This window comes from uncultured Phascolarctobacterium sp., assembly GCF_934190775.1.
GTDB lineage: Bacteria > Bacillota > Negativicutes > Acidaminococcales > Acidaminococcaceae > Phascolarctobacterium_A.
The window spans coordinates 45,395-60,864 of sequence record NZ_CAKPTG010000009.1 but is presented as its reverse complement, the minus strand read 5'-3'; the positions used below and the strand labels follow the sequence as shown (position 1 = coordinate 60,864).

The 15,470-nt window shown below is 41.1% G+C and carries 13 protein-coding genes and 1 tRNA gene; 1 reads left to right on the top strand and 13 read right to left on the bottom strand.

What is annotated here, in order from left to right; translation table 11 throughout:
* Positions 1-43 precede the first annotated feature (43 nt).
* The 9 genes from Q0G26_RS06505 to Q0G26_RS06465 form a co-directional block, all read right to left on the bottom strand.
* A complete protein-coding gene (locus Q0G26_RS06505; RefSeq protein ID WP_293829242.1) occupies positions 44-3,172 on the bottom strand; it encodes a DUF1156 domain-containing protein in 3,129 nt (1,042 codons plus the stop codon).
* 1 nt (position 3,173) lies between these two features.
* Positions 3,174-3,743, bottom strand: a complete 570-nt coding sequence (locus tag Q0G26_RS06500; RefSeq protein WP_293829241.1) for a hypothetical protein — start codon at positions 3,741-3,743, stop codon at positions 3,174-3,176.
* Between the two features lie 11 nt (positions 3,744-3,754).
* Positions 3,755-7,024: a DUF499 domain-containing protein gene (locus tag Q0G26_RS06495; protein ID WP_293829240.1), complete on the bottom strand. Its 3,270-nt coding sequence runs from the start codon at positions 7,022-7,024 to the stop codon at positions 3,755-3,757.
* Positions 7,021-7,641: a recombinase family protein gene (locus tag Q0G26_RS06490; protein ID WP_293829239.1), complete on the bottom strand. Its 621-nt coding sequence runs from the start codon at positions 7,639-7,641 to the stop codon at positions 7,021-7,023. The genes Q0G26_RS06495 and Q0G26_RS06490 overlap by 4 nt, the downstream gene beginning before the upstream one ends.
* Positions 7,642-8,299: 658 nt before the next feature.
* On the bottom strand, positions 8,300-8,473 hold the full coding sequence (locus Q0G26_RS06485; protein ID WP_293829238.1) for a DUF6290 family protein: 174 nt from the start codon (positions 8,471-8,473) through the stop codon (positions 8,300-8,302).
* 18 nt (positions 8,474-8,491) lie between these two features.
* Positions 8,492-8,743, bottom strand: coding sequence for a hypothetical protein (locus Q0G26_RS06480; RefSeq protein WP_293829237.1), 252 nt, complete (start codon positions 8,741-8,743; stop codon positions 8,492-8,494).
* Positions 8,744-9,066: 323 nt separating this feature from the next.
* A complete protein-coding gene (locus Q0G26_RS06475; RefSeq protein WP_293829236.1) occupies positions 9,067-9,963 on the bottom strand; it encodes a phage replisome organizer N-terminal domain-containing protein in 897 nt (298 codons plus the stop codon).
* A gap of 131 nt (positions 9,964-10,094) precedes the next feature.
* Positions 10,095-11,234: a site-specific integrase gene (locus tag Q0G26_RS06470; protein ID WP_293829235.1), complete on the bottom strand. Its 1,140-nt coding sequence runs from the start codon at positions 11,232-11,234 to the stop codon at positions 10,095-10,097.
* Between the two features lie 83 nt (positions 11,235-11,317).
* Complete coding sequence (locus tag Q0G26_RS06465; RefSeq protein WP_293829234.1) at positions 11,318-11,521, bottom strand: helix-turn-helix domain-containing protein; 204 nt, start codon at positions 11,519-11,521, stop codon at positions 11,318-11,320.
* A 184-nt stretch (positions 11,522-11,705) separates the two neighbouring features.
* Between Q0G26_RS06465 and Q0G26_RS06460 the strand changes: the two genes are divergently transcribed.
* Positions 11,706-12,326, top strand: coding sequence for a helix-turn-helix transcriptional regulator (locus Q0G26_RS06460; RefSeq protein WP_293829233.1), 621 nt, complete (start codon positions 11,706-11,708; stop codon positions 12,324-12,326).
* A gap of 216 nt (positions 12,327-12,542) precedes the next feature.
* On the opposite strand, the gene Q0G26_RS06455 is transcribed toward Q0G26_RS06460, so the two are convergent.
* The 4 genes from Q0G26_RS06455 to Q0G26_RS06440 form a co-directional block, all read right to left on the bottom strand.
* Positions 12,543-12,618 (bottom strand) — tRNA-Thr (locus tag Q0G26_RS06455).
* Between the two features lie 11 nt (positions 12,619-12,629).
* A complete protein-coding gene (locus Q0G26_RS06450; protein WP_293829232.1) occupies positions 12,630-13,055 on the bottom strand; it encodes a helix-turn-helix transcriptional regulator in 426 nt (141 codons plus the stop codon).
* Positions 13,056-13,153: 98 nt separating this feature from the next.
* Entirely contained in the window at positions 13,154-14,425 is a 1,272-nt protein-coding gene (larA, locus tag Q0G26_RS06445) for a nickel-dependent lactate racemase (RefSeq protein WP_293829231.1), read from the bottom strand.
* A 73-nt stretch (positions 14,426-14,498) separates the two neighbouring features.
* A complete protein-coding gene (locus tag Q0G26_RS06440) occupies positions 14,499-15,371 on the bottom strand; it encodes a DMT family transporter (protein ID WP_293829230.1) in 873 nt (290 codons plus the stop codon).
* Positions 15,372-15,470: the final 99 nt, after the last annotated feature.

The window sequence follows — 15,470 nt, the reverse complement described above, 5'->3', positions numbered from 1 at the left end:
CATTCAAAAAAAGTGCAGGAGTTATTACTCCTGCACTAACAAGTTATTTCAAGTTAAACAGGATGCGTTGTGCTTCCTTCTTGAGTTCTTCGCTACCACAACCATCTGCCCAAACTTTCAACACGCCAACAACCTTGTCTTCATGTCCTTGAGCATGTTTTTCCAAATAAGCATGCGCCAACGGTGCTTCACCTTCACGATATGCCATTATCAGGCCTTGCATTACATCCCACTCGGTTTGCGGTTCTTCCAAGCGTTTCTTAGCACGTTCTTCCGGCATTGCAAGACGCAGTTTATTGGTTTTACGGACTACAGGTGCAAAATAGCCTTCAAATTCTTCATCTCTGCTAGTTTTTGCTGTACGTTCGTCATTGATGCCTAAGGATTGATTATCAACTATGTATCCGGCAGTTTTATTAACTAGACTGATATTCAGGGATCTAGACAAGCTGAGGGCATCATCATAAGAGAAGATGCTCATGCCATAAATGCCAAACAGCGTCAAGGCAATGCCTGCTTCTGCATTAACATCTTCAACGGATAATCTGCCACTGGTCAATCTAGTAAGCTGATATTGAGCAACTACGGTACTAGCTTCACGCATGGCTGCAATAGGCGTTACTTGTTGATCGCCATCCATTACAGGCCAGTTTTCAGATAAAACTTTTAAAGCACTACCATAGCTGGCAACCATTTCATCTACAGGATTCAAGTGTAAAGGCTCAAATTCCTTCAAGCTATCCCTAACAGCTTTACGCAGCTTGGGCAAGACGCCACTATTACCAAAGCCTTTCCAAATAGCAGCAGGCTTATCCTCTAAAGAACGCTTACGGCAGGCTATGAAAATGGAGCTTGCTGCAGCAGCCATATCTTTTTGATGCAAAGACGCACTAGATTCAGAATCAACAGGGAAGGCAGCAGTTATAATCCAACCATTGACAATTAAAGCTTTGGTCAATGTTTCCCATGCTTCCTGCGTTTTATGAGTGAACATCATAGTCATAATGCCATCATCTTTAATTACACGACGACATTCAGCAAATATTTCACTCATGCGTTCTTCGTAAACTTTATCTGCTTCTTTCGCAGAACCATCCCTTACAGGATTAGCTACTGCTTCGTCTTCTTTATTAGTCAATCTACGATTAAACCAATCAGGATAAATATCTCTAAATGTTCTCTTCTGCCATACATAAAAATAGTCTGAGAGCTCCGCATACTGAACATTGTTATAGTATGGAGGATCCAAGCAAATTACATCCACTGAGTTAGATTTTAAGTCTAGACTAGACGCAGACCCATTAATTATTTTTATATTTGTATTTCGGTCATCACACAATAATTCACACAAGCCTGTATAGGCATCTAATACTTGGTTTTTCCCCCATACTAAGCCACTATTTATCCCTGAATATATCATTTCAGTAAAAGACCACTTCAATGAAAAATCATGTCTGCCAAATGTACCTATCGCCACACCTCTTGAATAGTGCCATCTAGTTTGTCTGCTATTATAGTCGATGCCTTTATCTAGCATGTATTGCAAATAGTGAGCCACTGCATGACCTTTTTCTTCGCCAAGTTCTTGCTCCAGTTTGGGGATTAGCTCCTGCAATGTTTCCATGCCCGTCAAGTGTGCCAATAGCTGACGAGGAGTAAACATGTCACACCATCTATACGAACCATACATCTGAGGACGTGCATCATTACCTTCGGGCACACGCTCCGTTGGAATCAAGTCCATATCTTCCCAGCGTTCCCAATTATCTTTTAAAGCCTGCTCTGCGCGTTCTAAGGCAGCAAAATCAGCCTCTACCGGTTCGCGGAAGTACAATTCTTCCGCCATCTTAACCTGACCTTTTAAAGGACCTGTTTTGATAACCATCGGTTCCCCTTGTTTATCAAGTTTAGGAACCAGTCTTTTAGCAACTACGCAATACAAATCATCGGACCAAGTGCCATATTCAGAAACGCCCTGGGCCTGTCGTTTGATTTCTTCCGAATCTATAATCTGTCCACAGTGCAAGCAGGTGCCAACACCGCGTTTCACACTGCCTTCTTCCGGATTTTCACCATTGGGTCCCTTGCCTTTAACCAAGCGCACAGGTTCAAAATGGACTTTTCTATGTCCTTTCACGCCATCAATACGTGGAATAACCATCCAGCCATCCGCTTTTTTCTGCAAGGCGTAAGCATTCAATAAAGGAGCGCGCTCGCCACAATGAGGACAGGTAACAGTACGGTGATATAATAATCCCTGAATATCAATTTCCCCATCTTCAAAATGATAGTAGTTTTCCAATTTCTTATTTACAGTACTTTCTAAAAGACTACCATACTTACTGATATGCTCGATTAATTCTTTACCATAAACAGCAGGATATTCCAATGTAGCTTTCTCAATAGCACTAGCAACCGGATTTAAATCATTTGCTATAACGTTGCATCCAAGTCTTAATGCTTCAAAAGGAATCGATCCACCACCTGCTGTGCAATCAAGTACTGTAAAATCATTATATTTAGCATTAATAGGGCTTTGATAAGCTCTGCCATAACCATATAAATCTTCTGGATCTATTTTTATTTCGTGTCCTAAAATATCTTTTACGCTAGAACTTGCTGCAACATCAATTCTATTGTTAACCTCCACAGGATTCGCAACAACAGTTTCGACCTTAAAGCTGGTCTTACCAAAAAGCCACTCCTCGCTTAAATGCTGGTTTTCATCCAGCCACCTTTCTATCAAAGGAGAAGTTCTATAAACCGGATCAGCCTGACACAGCTTACCTAACGTTTCTCTTACTGCCCTTCTGCGTTCATTCTCTTTAGCAAGAGCAGTATCAAATTTTTCGGAGTAAGGAATGTATTCCCCGTATCCATCGTTACGAATCAATTTCAAATTTTTCCCAACCAAGGTCCATCTAAGACTATTGATAACAACTTGTTTTTTTACAATGCCTAAATTACGCAGAAAATCATCCGGATTTACATCTGCAGGAAGGATGCTTCCCAAAACAGCGGCACGACTAGGAGTTAAAGGTCTACGAGCCCACCAAACATGTAGAAAATATAAAGGAGGAAGAGCTGAACTAGCTCCACGCTCTCTTTGTGTTTCTGCACCAACTTGTCCGCAAGGAAATTTGCCTTCTATAAGCCTTTTTTCATACATCATCTTATCTCCTCAACTTTTCTAGCAGGTCATCATACTTTACTTTTTGGTCAGTAGGCCCGGCAAGCATGGTACGCATGCCTATAACAGACCAATTCATGGCTTTTTTGCCGTATACAGGAATAGTTGCTTTGCCAAACCAATAGAATGCTTCTTCTGCAGAAAAGCGCTCTATACGCCAACCAAGCAGCTCTATCTTAGGCTCTATTTGCACGGAAGCAGTAAGAATAGCAATTAAAGCCATCTTTGTTCCAGCTTCCCCGTTCAAGGGAACATCCCCTCTATATGCAATATCAGACGAAATCAAAGCCTGTATCCCTAAAGGATTTCCTAAGGAGTCCAATACGCCACTCAAGATATAACGAATAGGCTCCTTACAGGAGCGCACCTTACTCCAAGCTATTTCGCCCCACTTATGCCATACAGTCTGCCCGTTATCGTCCTTTTGGCGCTCTTGCAGTACTAATACCACACCATCACCATTTTCTTTGACCTGCATAATCCAGGGAGCAACTTCCATTAAGTTGGTCATGTTTCGCAACATGTCTAGATATTTTTCATTTGTTACGTCCATTTCAACACTCCCTATTGCAATGTTTTAATGGCTTCAGCAAATTCGCAGCCATCTTGCGGATCTTTAATTTCCACGTCTACACCTGTAATACCACTAACTTTCAACTTGTTCTTTACATCATTCAAAAGCTCATCAAGCATTTTAAAATCTTGCGCAGTAGCATTGGCAAGAGTAATGCGCATAGTTCCTCCACTCGGAAGTCTTAAATCATACAAATCAAGTGAATCAACCTCGCTCTTAGATTTACCACGTCGATAACTACTGCCTAAAGAGCCAAGCAGTTCAACTACTTTTTGTACTTTATTGTCGCCGTCACTACCTTGAACGTGCACACCTCTAGCAGGATTAGTAAACCATCCTCTTTGAGACTGCTCACTTCTACTGATAAGAACATCCGTGCCTTCAATAGGATGACCGGGAACATTATATCCCTCGAAACAATCTTCCTCTTTAGGTCTATCTACCTGGTCTACCTTGCCTCTATAAATGGCATATCCTTTGTTGGTTGCCAAATCCTGCACACCATCATAAATCTGCGTATCTTCCGCTTTTGCTAAGCTCAATTTGACTTGCTTAACAATATCATCTACAGCAACAGCGCCATTATTGGCTAACAGCTTACTAATGGCCTCTTTAACCTTCTCTGGAGAAGGCTTATCTACATCAAGCCAACCACTCTTTTTAGCAAAATCAACTGTTGTTGCTTTATATTCAAGATTAATAATATCTATATTCATCGGCACAGGCTTATCAGAGAAATAAATCTCCGTAGGACGAGCTTGAGTAGGATCGCTCCACTTCCTATAAATTGCCCACAGCCCAGATTCTACACCTTCGCGAAGCATGCTATCCAAGATGCTCTTATTAGCCAATACCGGCCAATTACCGATGCTATAGAAATTATCTAGAATATACTTACATTCAACGGTTTTAGCTGTTTTAAAGATATAGTTATCAGAAAGATCTCTGAGAATAGCAGTACCATACTTATCTGTTTTTTGTAGAATCAGCTCATTGTCATCAACAAGTTTTTTCTGAATCAAAGTCAAAGTGCTTTCGCCAGAACCAGTCTTAATTTCTCTGCGCACAATACCATCAACACTATAGTAAACGAAATTAGTATACAGATTGGCAACAGCAATAGCTAATTCTTGCGGTCTACTGCTTTGGCGGTTACGAAAATCAGGATCTTGCAGCTTAGAGGAACTAATACCATACTCTTCAGGATTATCCTGCAGAATATTAATTGCTAAAACTTGACGAGCCAAATCTTCTACTCTTTCTTTTTCCTTTTCGTCATTGTGGTTATTAGCAAATTCATCAAAAAGATCTACATTCTCATACTCAGACTGAGATAAGCCCTGCAGCTTGATAGTCTTAGGAACAAGCAGCATCAGCAAATTCTTTCTTGTGCGGAACTGCCCTCCAGCCTTAAATTTATAGAAGTTTTCTACATTAAGCGTGCCTTCTACCTCTAGGCTAACTACACCTACAACAGGTTTCTCATAATCATCCCTAATGTCATCGGGCTTCGTTACATTATGCTCTACAGCAAAAATGCCTGCATTAGTAACTAAGTTATTGGCAACACTTTTCAGCTTACCAAGAACCTTGCTGTATTCTATAGTTCCACGAATACGCGCTAAGACACTATTGATTGTAGGCTCAAGATGTGCAAAATATTTGCCATGTTCGCAACGGAGGTAATACGCTACATCGGTAATCTTCTCCAGTGCCATACGTACTTGGGAAGGAAGCAGTTCCGGCGTGGCAGTTTGGAAAATAGCATCCTGTTCAGACACGCCAAATACGTTAGAGCTTAAACCTTGGGATCTACCAACTAAGCTATTTAGGAAAACTACTTTCCATGTATTTTCAAACATGGCTATTCCATCAGGATGAGGATTGTTTTCATCTTCATATTGAGCATTGCTCTTACCGCCCTTAATATAGCTTTCCGTTTCCACAGATCCAACATCTGCAGTCAGCACTTGTTTTAAATCACTGCTACCGGTTCTGCCCAAGATTTCATCAACGATGCTCGCATTATGCAAATCTATATCACTAACATGAATCAGCAAAATATTCTTTTGAGCTTTCCAAATGCTACGTACCGCCATGGCAAGAGTACGCAAAACGCCACGAGTGCCTTGGAAGTTTTCTGCTAAAGCAAGCTTGTTATTGAGGAAATCAATCAAAGTCGGATGGAACGGATAGTATTGCACCATCCGGTCTTCAAAATTCATGCTTGTTGCTTCTTGAGGCAGCATGCCTTTGTTTTTAGTATATGTATCCTTATATGCTCTAGCTACTTCTTTAGCATTATCTGTATCAACACTTTCAAATAGACGCTTAGCTAGCACCGCAGAAATTTCATTGGCTTGTACAGGAGTAACTGCACTGGCATCACGCATTACAACGCTTTTAAGATTTTTGGTTGCAGTAGCAGTAACGCCCATAACATCATCTTGTGTCAATCGTTTACTCGTCATAGTATTAAGGACTTTACCAATCTTTTCTGTTTCCTTAGCGAAAGCGTCAACACTACCGGCAAGGGTTACTACAACAGCTATACCAGGTCTGTTACGAACATAGGTATTCAACGTCATTAGGAATGCAGCAAGCTGGTCGCTAGAGTTATTAAGCACCTCTAATCTGGAGGCATATTGAGCCAACTCATCAAACACAATCAAAAGTTTTCTGTTGCCTAAAACCGTCTCAAAATAATCACTGCCAGGTGCAGAATAGCTTTCAGCATCCTTTTTTACTGCGTTATAAAGTTCCTGCCCACCAATCTGCAAAGCCATTTCGCCCCAAAGGGTATATGGAACAACCTTACCAGCAATAGTTTGGCTAGTCTTAATCTCATCACCAGCAATACCAACAACAGTAACAGTACCAGGATCAGGCAGATACTGGCTATCAATAATATTGCTAACTACTCCCGCAATGTCTTTGCCCCTATTAGCAATATGCACGCATGCAATTAATGTATGGGTTTTACCACCACCAAAAGCGGTTTCCAAGCGTTGAATAGAGGGAGCAGTTGTATCACCTGCTATACGACGAAAAATATTGTTTACAGTACTTCTTAAGCCATCAGTAACATAAGTGGCATCTCTAAAAAAAGTTTCTGCATTGGTATAAACGCTGTCCAAAGTGCTGCTACCATTACGGTAATAGTTTACAACAGGTCCCAAAGTCGCTGTGAAAACTTCGGGATTAAATGTACCTTCAACAATGCTTTTTCTAGGTACGCAAGACGCAATAACATTTTTCATAAAGAGCTTCCTCCCCACAACAAATTATTTTTAGAAGAGTTTAATGATTCCTTGTATTCTTTGAGCAATCTATAAAAAGTCGTCCTAGACAGCTTCTCATCCTTCATAAATTGAGTAGCTGTATAAGCCTTGGGATCAGCGGCCCACTTCTCATAATTTTTCTTAAAAGTCTTAGAAATTTTTATTTTAGGTCTTCCAACCGGAAGTCCGGCAGATCGCCTTGCCTCATAAGATTCCTTTTGGCGTTCAAGCATGCACTCCCGTTCAAATTCATAAAGACAGGCGAAAACGCCAAGCATTAACTTTCCCTGCGGAGTAGTAGTATCAAAATTTTCTTTGAGAGAAACAAGCTTAACCGATTTACTTTTTAGTCTTTCCACTATATCCAGCAAATCTCTGGTATTCCTTGCCAAGCGCGAAAAAGATTCGATGTAAAGCACATCTCCTTCGCGAACCCAATCCATCATTTGCTTAAACACTTCTCGATCCATGTTTTTGCCAGAAATTTTTTCTTCAAAAACCTTGTCAATTTTTATATTCCTCTCGGAAAATAAATACTTCTGCCGTCCGAGATCTTGCTGTTGACTTGATACACGGACATATAATACATTAGCCATACGCCACCTCCAGTCGCGTAATACAACCCGTTTTTAGTTAATAATATTATACCATTTTGTTTCAAAAACGCCAAAACAATTTCAAAACATTTCAAAAACGAATGTGTCCATATTACCGAACACTACTTAAACCCTATTTAGAAAGTATGCTTATGGGATACATCCTACGCACTAACTAATGAGTATATGAAATGATTAACCTGCGTTTTTTAGCCCATTCCGAGCTAAAAATTCAGCTTTTTTCAAAACGTAGCGTCCATTGTGGTATTATCCTCATCGGACTCACTTAAATTAAAAAATTTGCCAATTTTTAGCATGTTATAAATTTCAGCAACAGCACTAACCGAGTACAATACAAACAAATCACTTCTTCCATTTTTTTGGCGACAACACCACCAACAATGACTATTTGCTTTTGCTGTTGTTTTGATTATAACTCTTGTTATAGTTGTTGTTGTATATATCCCGACATATTTCCGACAACTTTTTTCTCCTGTGATACTATATGCCGACATATTTTCGACTTTATATTTTCTGTGTCGTACTGTACGCCGACACATTTTCGACAATACATTTTCTTCTGTCGTACCATATACTGACACAAAACGCACCTTTCTGCACAAAGTACAAAGAGGTGCGTCCTTTTTAACATCGTTTTCTATTCTTGGGCAACTTGGATCTTCCCATTTCTTGCTCTTCCTTTAGCCTTTTCTCCCCCTATACGCTCAAACAAAGCGCGCTTAAACAACGCCTCCAATGTGCTACCCTGTATTTCAGCATACTTCTCTGCAAGTTTTCTTTCCTCGTCGGTCATCTCAATAACAACATCCATTTTGCTCACTCCTTTGCATTACCGTATATCAGTAATTAGACTATGACTAGTTAGTGTGACTGCTACAGCGTCATCTACGCTATAGCCATCAAACGCATCTGACAGATACGTCAACAGTCTCTGCACATCACTATCACTGATATCAGCAGCCTTAGCAGCCAGTAATACATATCCTATTACTGCATCATTACTCCATACATCGTTGCATTGCTCCATATACGCCCGCATCTCAGGTGAGGTAGCAGAGTCTAAATAATCAGCTATCGTCATAATACACCTCACTTTTAGTATTCACCATTAAACCAATTAATCCTACTTTAATAAGAACAACAGCACTAACATTTTTCTGCCTTTGATTGTTATTGTATTTGTAACTTTAACTCTATTTGTTGTTGTAATTATCCCGACATATTACCGACAACTTTTTTATTCTGTCGTCCCATGTACCGACCAATTACCGACGCTAGTTTTTTCTATGTCGTACTATACGCCGACACATTTCCGATAATACTCTTCCGTCGTACTGTGCCTCGACACATAAGCCACCCTCCACTACATAGGTAGAGAGGGTGGTCAAAATATAATATTGATGCCTATACTTGGGTAATTTGTCCGCTACCATTGCAAATAGGGCACGTACACATAGATCCGTCATCCCGGTCTGCATCTAATACTACTCCCTGCCCATTACAATTAAGACATGTAATATTTTGGGGTCGAGGCGCTGTTAATTGTGCCTTACTTGCGCGCAATGCAACCACAAGCGCACCCGGTTTGTTATTGATGGTGGCAGCCCCATCTATGCTACGATACACATCATTAATCTGCTGTACCGTAGCCCAATCTGCGATCTCATCTACCACTTTACCAACTACCCCAATCTCTGCCAATCTAGCACTAGCCATCTTTTTTTGATGGCTCGCCTCTGATTTGGCTTTAATATTTTTGACAACGTCCGCCAAAGGCCCACTATTATTGCCATCGTCGCCATCGTCGACACTAGCACCGACATCATTATTATCTTTGTCGCCTCTATTACCGACAATATCACTTGCATTGTCGTTACTACTGTCGACACTATCATTGACATTGTCGCCATTATTGTCATTATTTTTTTTGCGCTCACGCTCTGATCTTTTTTGCACAGCAAAATTAGTATCCTGCCCAATCAGCTTATCAATGCCTTTGAGCACATACACATTTTCCTCTTCTACTACTAACCTTTTATGTTTTTCCAAGGTTTCTATCACTTTTGCAATTAACGCAACATCCTCGTGGATTTGCCAATGCATTTGTTCTGCGATACTTTCGTCAGTATCGACCTCGATAACTATTACACCCTCAGTTTTTACATAATAAGCTAACATATGGATATATACCAGCGCCAAAGAATCTCCGTTATCCATAGCTCTAAGCCTTGATACTATTTCGTCCGAAAAGAACTCAGACGCAAGCATTATATAATAATACGTCTTTTTTTTCGAGCCCATGATTGTCTCCTTTACACATCTAGATTTATCTGGGACAATATGGTATAATAATAGTGCGATGTTATACCATTTATTTTTAAGTACTGTTGCTACAGTGCTTATTTTTTTGTCCCTTTTTACTTTTTATAATTCTACAATTTTTCAAAAGCCTCAACGGCTGTCCTTTGCATATCCGGTAGCACATGCGCATACACATCTAATGTTATTTGCACGCTCGCGTGTCCTAGCCGCTCGGACACCACCTTAGGGTTAACCCCTGCTTGCAAAAGCAATGTAGCATGGGTGTGACGCAACGCATGGAATGTAAAACCATCAGGTATATCCGCAGCAGCGCACAGTTTGCTCCAACAACTCCGCCGGAAATTGCTCACTCGGATAGCACTACCTACGGACGTAGTAAATACAAGCATCTCCTTGTTATGATAATAATCACCAACATCATTAGCATACGTAGTCTGGTAAGATTGCCAAAATCTTAACTTTGATATACTCCGCTTAGTAAGCGATATTTTGCGCATGGAGTTAGCTGTTTTGGGCGTATCTATCACAATGCTGCTCCCACTCTCTGACAGATTGTGCCGTACAAATATGCTGCCGTCATCCAAATTGACATCATCCCACTGTAGGCCATATACCTCACCGTAACGCATACCGGTCTCTGCGGCTAAAATAATCGCTGTGGCAAAACATTGAGCAAGATAATCATGTGCTTGTGTCCAATGACTCAGCAAATATGGCGTATCTTTTAAGTATGCTCCCTCCTCCGCAATTTGCAAAAAATTGCTTAACTGCTCTGATGTTAACACCACTATAGCTCTTTTATTGTTACGCATACGCTTTGTATGCTTTGCGGGATTTTTGCTTATCAGTCCGGCTCTTACCGCGGCCTCTAAGCAGGCTGTTAACGTAATCCTGATACCATTAATGCTACTGTTAGACAGCATTTTACCTGATTTTCCAGGATTTTTGCTTGTAACAGTCAAAAAATCCTGGATAATAATCATAGATAGATCTACAATCTTCTTTTTGCCTAAGCCAGGTATAATATAATTTTCGCAAAACCTATGATAATATTCTTTGGTTTTAGGCTTAAGCACAAGCTCAGTACTCTGCTCCCATTTTTTTACCCATTGCTCTACCGTAATTCGCTGATTCCCAGACAATCCATTGGTTAATTCATAATTGTCCTGGTACTGTCTTACCTTTTTGACGAGATCGGCTCTTTTGGACGCCGTTAACGTTATCCTCCTATGCGTTCCATCTGCATCCACAATACGCCGTCGCCATATCCATCGTTTTCGTTGCTCATCGTAGTAGTACGATCCCTCGCCATTACCACCTCGCGACCCAGCCATTAGTTAACCTCTTGCGGAGCGTGCGTTGCAATAGCAATTTCCTTGTCAACCCACCAACGAGGCACAAATACTCGTTTCATTAGCCTGCGAGACGGGATATCTCCGCTATTGATCATGTTGTGCAGCGTAGACTTGCTTACCCCATTTGCATAGATGAGCTTACGCACTTCATCAATCGTGTAGTACAATTTTTGATCATTCATGGTTTTTTCCTCCTTTTTGTGATATAATGAAACAAATTCGCAGAAAGGATTTACGGTATCCTTACGGTACAAATGCATCAGTAAAACGCATTCGTTTTATATACCTTTGTTGATTTATCATCATCTTAGTTGAATTTATTTCAACCTTATTGTACCACAAGGTTCCGTTTTGTGCAAGTAGTCTATGCAAAATATTTTTATTTTTTCTGCCCGCCTAAAACATATTCGTGACTCATATAAGGTTGCATCTAAAGAATTGGCATTCGCCATTAATGTTACCAATAAAGCATCTGTGTCAAAATGGGAAAAAGGTAATAACTGGCCACAGATTGACATGTTGCTTAATATGTCAAAATTCTTTGGTGTCACACTTGATTGGCTCACCGGTAATGCAGATAGTCCTCTATCAGATAGCTTACTTTCTAAACTTGAAGCCTCTATGATAGCATGTGATCAATCAGGTGCAGGTGTATTCGAATTCTACAACGGAGATTCCAATGATAAACACACCATATCTTTACCTGATAAGTATGCTTTAGATAGTTCTAGAAAGTCACTATACTCTTTAGAAGAAAGGGCTACAATAGTATTTTACTATTCCCTCTTTATGCTGTCTCAAATCCATGCTCCTTACGAAGACGATCCACGTAAGTCCACATTCAAAGCGTATCCTTATTTTAGATTAAAAAATGATATGCTTAACTTACTTGGCCAATCATCAAAGGCACCCAAGCCAATAGACTTTGAATATATCACGAGCCAAGCATACGAGTATGCTCGCGTTCTAGAATCAATAGCAAAATAATATATACAAAAGAGGCTGGGATAAAACTCTAAACTCTGTACTAAAGCCCACAACATATTGAAAATAGTATAAACAAATTTCAATATATTGCACCGAGCTTTGATAGCAGAGTGGTTTTATCCCAGCCTCTTTATTCTTTTTCATAAAAGGGCTCCCAAATGGGCTACCTAAGCATACAAAAAGCCCCCAAACTTACGTCTGGGGGCGGTTTTTTAATGGAGCTACTGACGGGATTTGAACCTGCGACCTACTGATTACGAATCAGTTGCTCTACCAGCTGAGCTACAGTAGCACATAAGCCTATTAAATTTCCTGCTGCATTGCAGCCTCTTCCGCTGCCTTAGCTGCTGCCATCTCTGCCTTAGTACGGCGCTTTCTGGCCTTCTTGGCACTGTTAATACCAGCCTTTTTGATGACCTTAGCCAATTCAGAAATAATATGCAGCTCGTCTACAGAGCAATCCTTAACCAGGTCAGCCAGCTCATTGCAGTAAATCTGCTCACTGTGATGAATGTTGTCACACAACAGCTCGTCCACAGAAACATCCAGTACATTAGCCAGATGAATAATTGTAGGCAGGCCAAGCTTAGTATTACCGGTTTCTATATTGCTGATATGCGGAGTTGACAGACCAGTTAGATTAGCTATATTTCCCTGAGTTAATCCTTTTCTGGCACGAGCGGCCTTTATCCTCAGTCCAATAGCCTTGTAATCAATATCTAACTTCACAAACGTTCTCCCCTTCTACTTAATCACATACTAATAACATTACAATTATATCTGATATCATCGTAAAAGGCAAGAGCCATTTATTTTTTTATAGAATTTTATTTTTTCAACACAGGCACTGTCAAACTACCCCGCGGCATCAACAAAACCTTATAATCTTTGCCAACATATTTTTCTGCCAGCTGTATTGCTTCCTCTACACTGTCCACTGATTCAAACAGCAATTTCTTAGCAAGCTCTTTATCCAAAGCAGAAACAAGTATAAAATGCGCTTTCTTCATCAGGCGGGTGATAGCAAATGCCTTATGCGCACCGATAACAAAATTCTTTTCCAGCTCAGCTTTAATAGCATCCGGCGAAGGATTTTCTTCCAAAGCTTTTTCCAAAGCAGCACTGCCGCTGCCTTCTTCACATTCGCCAAGAATAATAATCACGCCGCCGTCCTTAACAGCGCACCAGGCGTTATCCATCGTCTTCTGCAGCTGATAGATATTGATATCCTTAGGATAACCACCACAGCTGGCAATAACTACATCTGCAGGCTCGTTGATAGGCACGCCATAAACCTGCTCGACAAATTTGCAGGCCTCAAGATGTGCTTCATACCAATCACCGGCAAAAACCTTCAGGAATTGCTTTTGCGCATCCAAAATGGAATGGAACAGGAACATCTTATGCTCTTTGGCAAAAAGACGCACGCCCGCAACCTGATCATCGTATACAGGATTCCCATGCAGCTTGCCTAATTTGGCCTCCGGGCTCATCATCAGGCTATGGTTTTTGCGTACCGTTTCCATAGCGGCAACACCGGGCAGCACAGCCTTGCGTCCACCGCCAAAGCCGCTGAAGAAGTGATAAACAACGGTACCGGTCAAAATAACCAGGTCAGCATCGCAGACATGCTTATTGAGCCATACAGGCGTACCATGCTCTGTTTCACCAAAATATTCAAAATCATCCTGCACGTGGCAGTCACTGTTATACATTTTCAGGCGTTTGGCAACGTCCTCGCCAACCTGCTCCACCATTTCCTCGTGGCTCATGCAGCGATGGGTGCCTAACGCAAAGACAATATGCATATCCTCATCCTTAACGCCCAGTTTATTCATTTCGTTAACCAAAATGGGCATAAAGGAATGCGTGTTGGCAACACGGGTTGAATCGTTACAGATAAAGGCAATTTTCATTCCGGGCTGCACCAGCTCATTAATCGGTGCGCTGGCGATAGGATGATACAAAGCATCCAGAACAGCTGCTTTTAAATTCTCCAGCGGCGGCATCTGCTTCATTTTCAGTTCGCCCAGAACATGCTCCTCCGGCAGAGAAAACTCCTTGTAGCCATGACCATATTTGTACTTATAATCAGTCATCTCCGTACCTCCTCCTGCTTGGCTTAAGCTATTTTACTTAATTCTATTCTATCATATCTGCTATGAAAAATGTTTATTTTTTGGGCAATGAAAGTAATAAAACCGTAAAAATAATGCACGCCATACCGATATAATCAGCCATTGCCAATTTTGTGTTCAGCAGCAAAACTACGGAGATAATAGAAGCCAAAGGCTCGGCGCAGGAAATCAGGCTCGCCTTGGTAGGTCCGACAATTTTCAGGCCTGCCAAATATAAGGCATAGCTCGCAATAGTAGCACCCAACAGCAGATACGCAAACGCCAGATAGCCGCTCATATCCCAATGACCTGCGGGCGTAAAGGGATTACGCCAGATAATCAATGCCACGCCGCTGATAAGCTGGCCCCAGCCGATAAGCGTTGCCGCAGTATATTTTTTGAGCATCGGCCCCGGCTTAATGCTGTAATATGCATAGGAAAGCGCAGACAATACACCGATTGTTAATGCCATTGGCGAAATCGCCAGGCTATCCAGACTGCCGTGCGTTGCGATAAGAAAGACACCGACAAGTGCGCCGACAATGCCTATCAGTTCACGTCCGTCAGGAATTTTTCTTGACTTATAGCTCATCCACAGCATTACATAAATCGGTGCCATGTACTGCAAAACCGTCGCCGTCGCCGCATTGCACAGGCTGATTGTGTAATAAAAGCCCAATTGCGCTCCTAAAATACCTAAAAACGAAAACTCAATAATATTCCAGGTATCTGCCTTGAGAATAGCAAAGATATTCTGCTTCTGCACAAAGGACGCAAAAAGCAGGAATAAGCAGCCAGCCAGAATCTGACGCGCCATGCAAAGCCAGATCATATCTGCCTGATGATATTGATACAAATACTGTCCTGCTACACCGCCCATGCCCCAGCAGGTTGCGGCACCTATAATTAAAAATATACCCTTAAGCATACCGATAACCTCTTTCATATATGATGATTATCAATAATATAACACCTGATAAGAATATTTACAAGACAGATAAATTATACTTTAAAAAGACTACATAAA